8 protein-coding genes are annotated in these 8,607 nt (G+C 63.3%); 4 read left to right on the forward strand and 4 right to left on the reverse strand.

What is annotated here, in order from left to right:
- Positions 1 to 69 precede the first annotated feature (69 nt).
- Positions 70 to 960, reverse strand: coding sequence for an NAD-dependent epimerase/dehydratase family protein (locus tag B4E36_RS03535; RefSeq protein WP_292055393.1), 891 nt, complete (start codon positions 958 to 960; stop codon positions 70 to 72).
- Between the two features lie 236 nt (positions 961 to 1,196).
- On the opposite strand from B4E36_RS03535, the gene B4E36_RS03540 reads away from it, so the two are divergent.
- The 3 genes from B4E36_RS03540 to B4E36_RS03550 all read left to right on the forward strand — a co-directional run bounded on the left by B4E36_RS03540 (position 1,197) and on the right by B4E36_RS03550 (position 4,692).
- Positions 1,197 to 2,150, forward strand: a complete 954-nt coding sequence (locus B4E36_RS03540; protein WP_345899986.1) for a sugar-binding transcriptional regulator — start codon at positions 1,197 to 1,199, stop codon at positions 2,148 to 2,150.
- Between the two features lie 144 nt (positions 2,151 to 2,294).
- Positions 2,295 to 3,389, forward strand: a complete 1,095-nt coding sequence (gene nspC, locus B4E36_RS03545; protein ID WP_345899987.1) for a carboxynorspermidine decarboxylase — start codon at positions 2,295 to 2,297, stop codon at positions 3,387 to 3,389.
- Between the two features lie 58 nt (positions 3,390 to 3,447).
- Positions 3,448 to 4,692 carry a saccharopine dehydrogenase family protein gene (locus B4E36_RS03550; RefSeq protein WP_345899988.1) on the forward strand — a complete coding sequence of 415 codons (1,245 nt, stop codon included), beginning with the start codon at positions 3,448 to 3,450 and terminating at the stop codon, positions 4,690 to 4,692.
- Positions 4,693 to 4,734: 42 nt separating this feature from the next.
- Here the strand turns inward: B4E36_RS03550 and B4E36_RS03555 are convergent, their stop codons facing one another.
- Positions 4,735 to 5,199, reverse strand: a complete 465-nt coding sequence (locus B4E36_RS03555) for a hypothetical protein (protein WP_292055388.1) — start codon at positions 5,197 to 5,199, stop codon at positions 4,735 to 4,737.
- Between the two features lie 205 nt (positions 5,200 to 5,404).
- On the opposite strand from B4E36_RS03555, the gene coaBC reads away from it, so the two are divergent.
- The gene (coaBC, locus tag B4E36_RS03560; protein ID WP_292055387.1) at positions 5,405 to 6,604 is read left to right on the forward strand and encodes a bifunctional phosphopantothenoylcysteine decarboxylase/phosphopantothenate--cysteine ligase CoaBC; all 1,200 of its coding nucleotides are present in this window, start codon (positions 5,405 to 5,407) and stop codon (positions 6,602 to 6,604) included.
- 27 nt (positions 6,605 to 6,631) lie between these two features.
- On the opposite strand, the gene B4E36_RS03565 is transcribed toward coaBC, so the two are convergent.
- Both B4E36_RS03565 and B4E36_RS03570 read right to left on the reverse strand, forming a co-directional pair.
- On the reverse strand, positions 6,632 to 7,918 hold the full coding sequence (locus B4E36_RS03565) for an ActS/PrrB/RegB family redox-sensitive histidine kinase (RefSeq protein ID WP_292055386.1): 1,287 nt from the start codon (positions 7,916 to 7,918) through the stop codon (positions 6,632 to 6,634).
- A gap of 13 nt (positions 7,919 to 7,931) precedes the next feature.
- The coding region (locus B4E36_RS03570) for an ATP-dependent helicase C-terminal domain-containing protein (RefSeq protein WP_345899989.1) at positions 7,932 to 8,607 on the reverse strand (676 nt) is incomplete at its 5' end.

The raw sequence follows: 8,607 nt of genomic DNA on the forward strand, positions 1-8,607 counted from the left end.
TCCGGGGCGAGAAGATTGGGGGCTGTGCGGTCAGGCCATATGCGACAGCCATACCCTCGTCACCGCCTTTCACTTCACATATTTGCGCCAATCATGCTCTTCCTTGAACCCCAGAACCTCGCGGATCTTGCGGTTGGAGAGCGGGGCCTCGTATTCGTCCAGTTCGCGGGTGATCGGCATATTTGGCGCGTATTTGGCGAGGAAGCTTGCGGTCGGTTCGTTGGCGGTGATGGTGTCGTTGGTGGCGTTGAACACCTGAAAGCCGAGACCGTCCTTCTTAAGGCACAGATCGACGATCTGGCCGAGATCGCGGGCGTCGATATAGCTCCAGGCGTTGCGCTTGCGCGAGGGCGGGTCGGCGAGGAAGCCCGGGAAATTGGAATAGTCCTCCGGCGAGATCACGTTGCCGATCCTGAGGGCGTAAATGTCAGCGCCAAAGCGCATGGCGAAGGCGCGCGCGGTTTTCTCGTTGCAGACCTTGGAAAGCCCGTAGCTGTCCATCGGGTCGACATCGTAATCCTCTTCCAGCGGAAACGACTTGAAATCCTTGTCGCCCTCGGTGAAGCAGACGCCATAGGTGGTTTCGCTGGAGGCGATGATCACCTTGCGCACGCCAAGTTTCATCGCCGCCTCGATGACATTGTAGGTCGAGACCACATTGGTCTCATAGGTCACATTGTCGGGCTGCAGCAGCACGCGCGGCACGGCGGCGAAATGGACGACCGCGTCCGGCGCCTTCGGCAGCGCGCCGCTCTCATAGCCGTCAAAGCCGAAATGCATCGACAGCGCGTTGAAAACCTCGCCGCTTTTGGTCAGATCGGTGGTGAGCGTGTTCACGCCGGGATGGTCAAACGGTTTCAGGTCGAGATTGAGGACGGAATGCCCCCTGTCCAGAAGATAGGGAATGACATCGCGGCCGGCCTTGCCGCTGCCGCCGGTGAAAACGATACGCTTGCTCATGGTTCCTCACTGTCCGCCATCTTGATATGGCGGCTTTTCCCGATCCGTTCGGGCGGCGCGAAACCGCCGCTGCCTGCTTTTATCGTCATCGCCCCCCGATCGACAAGCGCCCGCGTGCCGAAAACCGGTTTTCGGGGAATGAGCGACAGCAAGCGCCGGGACTGGTTCCCTTCAGGCGTTGCAGGCACTAAGCTGCCGGTTGACGAAGGCTCAACCAAGGAAGATGGCGGCCCGCAATGGCGAAGAAAATCGGCAAAACTTCCCGTCTCGACGATGCGGCGCGCGCCGGCTGGCTTTACTATGTCGCCGGCCGCACCCAGGACGAGATTGCCGCCGCCATGGGCATTTCCCGCCAGAGCGCCCAGCGTCTCGTATCGCTGGCCATGTCGGAACGCCTGATCAAGGTCCGCCTCGACCACCCGATCGCCGAATGCCTGGCGCTTTCAAGCGCGCTGCAGAAGGAATTCGGGCTGAAACAGGCGGTGGTGGTGCCGAGCGATCCGGGCTCCGACAGTTCCGTCGCCGGCATCGCCGAGGAAGGGGCCGCCGAAATCGAGCGCTGGCTGAAACGCACGGAGCCGACCGTGCTTGCCATGGGCACCGGGCGCACGCTGCGCGCCGCCGTGGAACAATTGCCGCCGATGGATTGCCCGCAGCACCGGATCGTCTCACTCACCGGCAATATCAGCCCGGATGGCTCGGCGGCCTATTACAACGTCATCTTCCTGATGGCCGACGCCATCAATGCCCGCCATTTCCCGATGCCGCTGCCGGTTCTGGTCTCCACGCCCGAAGAGCGCATCCTGTTCCACGCCCAGCCGCTGGTGAAGCCGACGCTGGAGCTTGGGGCCACGGCGGATGCGACATTCGTCGGCATCGGCGAGCTTGGCGCGCACGCGCCCCTTCTGGTCGATGGCTTCCTGACGGGCGGCGAGATGGAGGAACTGCTTGCCGCAGGCGCCGCGGGCGAAATCTGCGGCTGGATCTTCGACGACAACGGCCAGCTTCTGGACCACCCGATCAACCAGCGCGTCGCCAGCATTCCGATTCCCGTTCATGAGGATACCACGGTGTTTGGCCTCGCCCGCGGCGCGCGCAAGCATCGCGCCATCCGCGCGGCCGTCCGCGGCGGACAGATCAACGCGCTGATCACCGATGAGGACGCGGCCCGCTATCTGTTGAAGGGCTGAGAGCGTTGCGGCCGGGGCTTTATGCTGTCGACCCGGCGAAATCCCCGCTTCGAGGTTGATTTTACCGTCCGCTTGAATATGTAGACCTCGACAGCCCGTCGAGCCCGGGCGCTTCTTTGACGCCGCCTGAAAGAGGTCCCGCCGATGCAAACGCCCTATTATCTCATCGACAAGCAGCGCCTGACGGCGAATATGGAAAAGATAGCATGGTTGCGCCAGGCCTCCGGCGCCAAGGCCCTGCTCGCGCTCAAATGCTTCGCCACCTGGTCGGTGTTCGACCTCATGAGCCAGTATATGGACGGCACCACCTCGTCATCGCTCTACGAGGTCAAGCTCGGCTATGAGAAATTCGGCGGCGAGACCCATGCCTATTCGGTGGCCTACGGCGAAGACGAGATCGACGAAGTGCTCGCCAATTGCGACAAGATCATCTTCAATTCGATCGGTCAGCTTTCCCGGTTCGAGCGTCAGTCGGCTGACAGGATCCGCGGCCTGCGCGTCAATCCCCAGGTCTCGAGCTCGGATTTCGACCTCGCCGATCCCGCCCGTCCGTTCTCCCGGCTCGGCGAGCATGATCCGGCGGTGATCGAGCCGGTGCTCGACAAGGTTTCGGGCTTCATGTTCCATAATAATTGCGAAAACGAGGATTTCGAGCGTTTCGACGACATGCTCGGCGTGATCGAGGAACGGTTCGGCCATCTCCTGTCGCGGCTTGATTGGGTCAGCCTCGGCGGCGGCATCCATTTCACCGGCGAAAACTATCCGCTGGAAAGGCTCGCCGACCGGCTGAAGGGGTTTGCGGAAAAATACGGCGTTCAGGTCTATCTGGAACCCGGCGAGGCGGCGATTACGGGTGCTGCGACGCTGGAAGTGACGGTGCTCGACACGCTCAACAACGGCAAGGACCTCGCCATCGTCGATTCATCGATCGAGGCCCATATGCTTGACCTGCTGATCTATCGCGAGCGCGCCACGATTTTGCCTGATACCGGGCCGCACAAGGTGATGATCTGCGGCAAGTCCTGCCTTGCGGGTGATATTTTCGGCGAGTTTTCCTTCGAACAGCCGGTCAAGGTCGGAGATCGTCTTTCGATCGAAAACGCCGCCGGTTATACGATGGTCAAGAAGAACTGGTTCAATGGCGTGAAAATGCCGGCGATCGCCCATCGGGAGCTGGATGGAACCATCCGCTCCGTGCGCCAGTTCGGCTATGAGGATTATGTCGCGAGTCTTTCGTGACGCTTGTTTTTTCACCGGCCCAGCGGCCACAACGGACGAAACCGGAGACGTTGTCCTGATGAAGAAGAATGTCCTGATTATCGGCGCCGGCGGCGTCGCCCAGGTGGTGGCTCATAAATGCGCCCAGAACAATGATGTGCTCGGCGACATTCATATCGCCTCGCGCACCAAGGCGAAATGCGATGCGATCATCGAAAGCATCATGGAAAAGAAGGCGCTGAAGCAGGAGGGCGTGTTGCAGGCGCACCAGCTCGACGCGCTGGATATTCCCGCGACCGTCGGCCTGATCAAGGAGACCGGCGTCGAGATCGTCATCAATGTCGGCACGGCGTTTCTCAACATGTCGGTTCTGGAAGCCTGCCTGGAAACAGGCGCTGCCTATATCGACACCGCCATCCACGAAGAGCCCGACAAAATCTGCGAAACCCCGCCGTGGTATGCCAACTACGAGTGGAAGCGGAAGGATCGCTGCGCTGAAAAGGGCGTGACCGCGATCCTCGGCGCCGGCTTCGATCCGGGCGTCGTCAACGCCTATGCGCGCCTTGCCAAGGACGACTATGTCGACGACATCACCGATATCGATATCGTCGACATCAATGCCGGCAGCCACGGCAAGTATTTCGCCACGAACTTCGATCCGGAAATCAACTTCCGCGAATTCACCGGCGTCGTCTATGCCTGGCAGAACAATGAATGGACGACGAACAAGATGTTCGAGATCGGCCATGAGTTCGATCTTCCGGTCGTGGGCAAGCAGAAGGCCTATATGTCCGGCCATGACGAAATCCACTCGCTGGCCAAGAACATGGGCTCGCCCAATGTGCGCTTCTGGATGGGCTTCGGCGATCACTACATCAACGTCTTCACCGTGCTGAAGAGCCTCGGCCTGCTCTCCGAACAGCCGGTGAAATTGGCCGACGGCCAGGAAGTGGTGCCGCTCAAGGTGGTCAAGGCCGTGCTGCCCGATCCCTCCTCGCTCGCGCCCGGCTATAGCGGCAACACCTGCATCGGCGATTTCGTCAAGGGCACCAAGGACGGCAAGCCGGCGGAAGTGTTCATCTATAACGTCTCCGATCACAAGGAAGCCTATAACGAGGTCGGCTCGCAGGGCATTTCCTATACCGCGGGCGTTCCGCCTGTCGCAGCGGCCATGCTGGTGGCCACCGGCGAGTGGGACGTGAAGACCATGGCCAATGTCGAGGAACTGCCGCCCAAGCCGTTCCTGCACATCCTGAACCAGAACGGCCTGCCGACCCGGATCAGGGACGAAAACGGCGACCGCGCGCTCGATTTCTCGAAGTAAACTGAGACCCGGCGCGGCCTGTCGAAACAGGCCGCGCCGGCTTCAGCGCGCAAGGCCGAACTGAATCTCGATCCGGTGATAGCCGGCCTTGGCGCCGTTCCATGCATGATAGATTTCCCGGCTCTCGCCAGAGAAGACATGGCGGGAGTGCTCGATCTCTTCCACAAGCGGCGCGTAGCCCTTCGTGAACAGACCCCGCAGCGTACCCTGATAGGTGGTGGTCGCGACCATGATCGGCTCGAATGCCTTGAGCGTGAAGTCGCCCTGATGGCGGTACCCGTCGGGCACCGTCACCGGGCAGCAAATCGTCCAGTCGAACAGCGTCTTGCCGTCATGGGGCAGGTTCCGCGCCATGAATATCCATGGACCGGCGATCGCGAGGCCACAGGCCGCCGCCTCACTTTCAATCTTCGGCGAAAGCTCCGCCGCCGCCGCCTTTACGTCAGGGATGGCAAGGTGGCGCGATGCCGTCAGTCCCTTGAATGCTTCCGTCTCGATAATTTTCATCTGGACCACCCTCTTTCGACAGGCGTGATAAACCCGCGTTCGTTTGGAACCAACGAAATCTGTAGAAGATTTTTTCTTTCTGCGCCTTCAATCGGCCACCAGGCAGACGAATTTTTCTTCGGCCAGGCTCTCGCCCTTCAAGGGAGGTTTTCCGGCGCAGCATCCATGCTAATGGTAGCGGCAGAATGGTAGGGAAAGCACGCTCATGTCGCTTCGAGATAAACGCATCCTTCTGATCATTGCCGGCGGCATCGCGGCTTACAAAAGCCTCGACCTGATCCGCCGGCTGAAGGAGCGGGGCGCGGCGGTGACGCCGATAATGACCGCGGCGGCGCAGGAATTCATCACACCGCTTGCCGTCGGCGCGCTGACGGGCGGCCATGTGTTCACCGATCTGTTTTCGCGCGAGGACGAGCAGGATGTCGGCCATATCCGGCTCGCTCGCGAGCATGACCTGATCCTGGTCGCGCCCGCCACCGCCAGCCTGATGGCGAAGATGGCGGCAGGGATCGCCGATGATCTCGCCGGCGCGGTGCTTCTGGCGCGCGATTGCCCGGTGATGATCGCGCCCGCGATGAACACGAAAATGTGGACTGCCGCGCCGACATCGCGCAACCTCGCCACGCTCGTCGGCGACGGCGTCATGACCATCGGCCCTATGGCCGGCGAAATGGCCGAGCGCGGCGAGGCCGGAACGGGCCGGATGGCCGAGCCGCTCGAAATCGTGGCCGCCGTTGAAGCGTTTTTCGACGAAGCGCCGAAGCCGCTTGCCGGCCGGCGCGCGGTCGTCACCTCCGGCCCGACGGTCGAGGCGATCGATCCGGTGCGCTATATCGCCAACCGCTCCTCCGGCCGGCAGGGCCACGCGATTGCAGCAGCCCTTGCCCGGCTCGGCGCGGAGGTGACGCTAGTCTCCGGTCCGGTCAATATCGCTGTTCCCGCAGGCGTCACCACCGTGCATGTCGAAAGCGCGCGCGAAATGCTTGCCGCGGTGGAGGCCGCCCTGCCCGCCGATATCGCGGTCATGGTCGCGGCGGTATCGGACTGGCGGGCGGAGGATGCCGCCCCGCAGAAGATGAAGAAAAAGCCCGGCGAGGCCCCGCCGCCGCTGAAGCTGATCGAAAATCCCGACATCCTGAAGACGGTCGGCCATCATAGCGATCGCCCGGCGCTGGTCGTCGGCTTTGCCGCCGAAACCAACGATGTCGCGACCTATGCCCGCGACAAGCTCGACCGCAAGGGCGCCGACCTGATCGTCGCCAACGACGTGTCGGAAGAGGGCGTCATGGGCGGTCAGCGCAACCGGGTCACGCTGGTGACGAAGGATGGGGCGGAAAACTGGCCGGACATGGACAAGACCGACGTCGCCGAGCGGCTCGCCGCATGGATCGCAGGACGGTTCTAGAGCCCCTTCCCATACGCAAAGCTGCCCTCACTCCGTCTCCATCCGCCAGCGCGGCCAGGTTATGGTGATGCGGGCGCCGTCGTCGTTTTCGAAGGTCAGCGTCGCGCCGGCGCGCTCCAGCAGCGTCTTGGCGATGAACAGGCCGAGGCCCAGCCCGCCTGCCCGGTTGGCGCCCTCGCGATCGGGTTGGCGGTCCGAGACGAAGGGATCGCCAATGCGCGCGAGAATATCCGGCGCAAAGCCGTCGCCATCGTCGCTGACGGTGATGGTTACGCGCGTGGCATCGTGGCGCGCCCTGATTTTCACCGCCCGGCCGGCATGCTCGACCGCGTTTTCGATGATGTTGCCAAGGCCGTAAAGCACCGCCGGGTTGCGCTGGCCGACCGGTTCCGGACCGTCGCCCTCGATGCTGATCTCCATCTCCGCGACAAACGGCCGGTGGGGGGCCGCCGCCTCCTCCAGCAGCGAGGACAGCGGCAACCGGCGCATATGGCTCTCGTCCTCCTTGGAAAGCGAGGCGAGCCGGGAAAGAATGTCGCGGCAGCGCTGGCTCTGGCTGACGAGCAGTTGCACGTCCTCGCCATGGACCGGATCGTCGCCGAGCGCCCGCGCCATCTCCTTGGCCACGACCGAGATCGTGGCGAGCGGCGTTCCGAGTTCATGGGCGGCGGCGGCGGCCAGGCCGTCGAGCTGGGAAAGGTGCTGCTCGCGCTGCAGCACCAGTTCGGTCGCCGCCAGCGCATCCGAGATCTGCTCGGCCTCCAGCGAGATCCGGTGGGCGTAGAAGGCGGCGAAGCTCAGCATCGAGACGATCCCGATCCAGATGCCGAATTTCAGCACCGGCTCGATCTGAAGCGAAAGCCCCTCATACCAGGGCAGCGGAAACGGCTCGATTGCCAGCACGGAAACGCCCGCGACCGCCAGCACCAGAAGCGCCATGGCATGGCGCAGCGGCAGCGCGGTGAAGGAAATGATCACCGGCACCGAAATCAGCGGCACGAACGGATTGGCAAGCCCGCCGGTCAGATAAAGCAGGGCGGTGAGCTGGGCGAGGTCGAAGCCGAGCAGGGCGAAGGCGAAACGCGGCTCCACCCGCTGCGTCGCCGGAAACCTCAGCGTCAGGATCAGATTGCCGAGCGCGAGCGCGGCGATCAGCGCGAAGACGGGAATGATCGGCATCGAGAAGTCGATCCCGAAGGCCACGAAAGTCGCGGTCGTGGTCTGGCCCGCCACCGCCAGCCAGCGCAGCCGCACCAGCGTCTGCAGGCGCAGGCTGCGGCGGCGTTCCTTCTCCAGCAATTCCGGCGCCCTCATGGCGGTTCTCCTGTCACGTTCCGCGCGGTTTTGCCCGGCGCGTTGCTTCGGCCTCGGCCGGGTTTTCCGGCCAGAGATGTTTCGGGTAGCGCCCGCGCATGTCGGCGCGCACATCCTTCCACGATCCGGCCCAGAAGCCGGGAAGATCGCGCGTCGTCTGGATCGGTCTGCCGGCGGGCGAGGTCAGTTCCAGAAGCAGCGGCACGCCGCCGGCAATCGTCGGATGCGATTTCAGCCCGTAGAGCATCTGCACCCGGATCGACAGCACCGGCTCGTCGCCGTCATAGCGGATCGGCAGCCGGTCGCCGGTGGGCGCGGTGAAATGGGTAGGCGCGAGCCGGTCGAGATCGGCGGCAAGCGGATAGGGCAGCAGCGATTTGAGCCCGTCCGTCAGGCTCTTTGGGGTGACCGCGGCAAGCGATGTCTGGCCGGTCTGGAACGGCGTGAACCAGGCATCGAGGCTGTCGCGCAACCCGTCATCGCTGACATCCGGAAAGGGCCAGCCAAGCTTGCGGTGCAGGAAGCCGATGCGCTCTCTCAGATGCGCCGCCTCCTTCGGAAAGGTGAGCAGCGCCAGCCCGTGCTGGCGCAGGCCCTCTGCCAGCGCCGCGGCCGCCTGTTCGCCCGCGGGCTTCTTCACCGCGCGTTCGGAAAGCACCAGCGCGCCGAGCCGGTGGACATGGCGGGCG

It is taken from the genome of Martelella sp. UBA3392 (assembly GCF_002358775.1).
GTDB lineage: Bacteria > Pseudomonadota > Alphaproteobacteria > Rhizobiales > Rhizobiaceae > Martelella > Martelella mediterranea.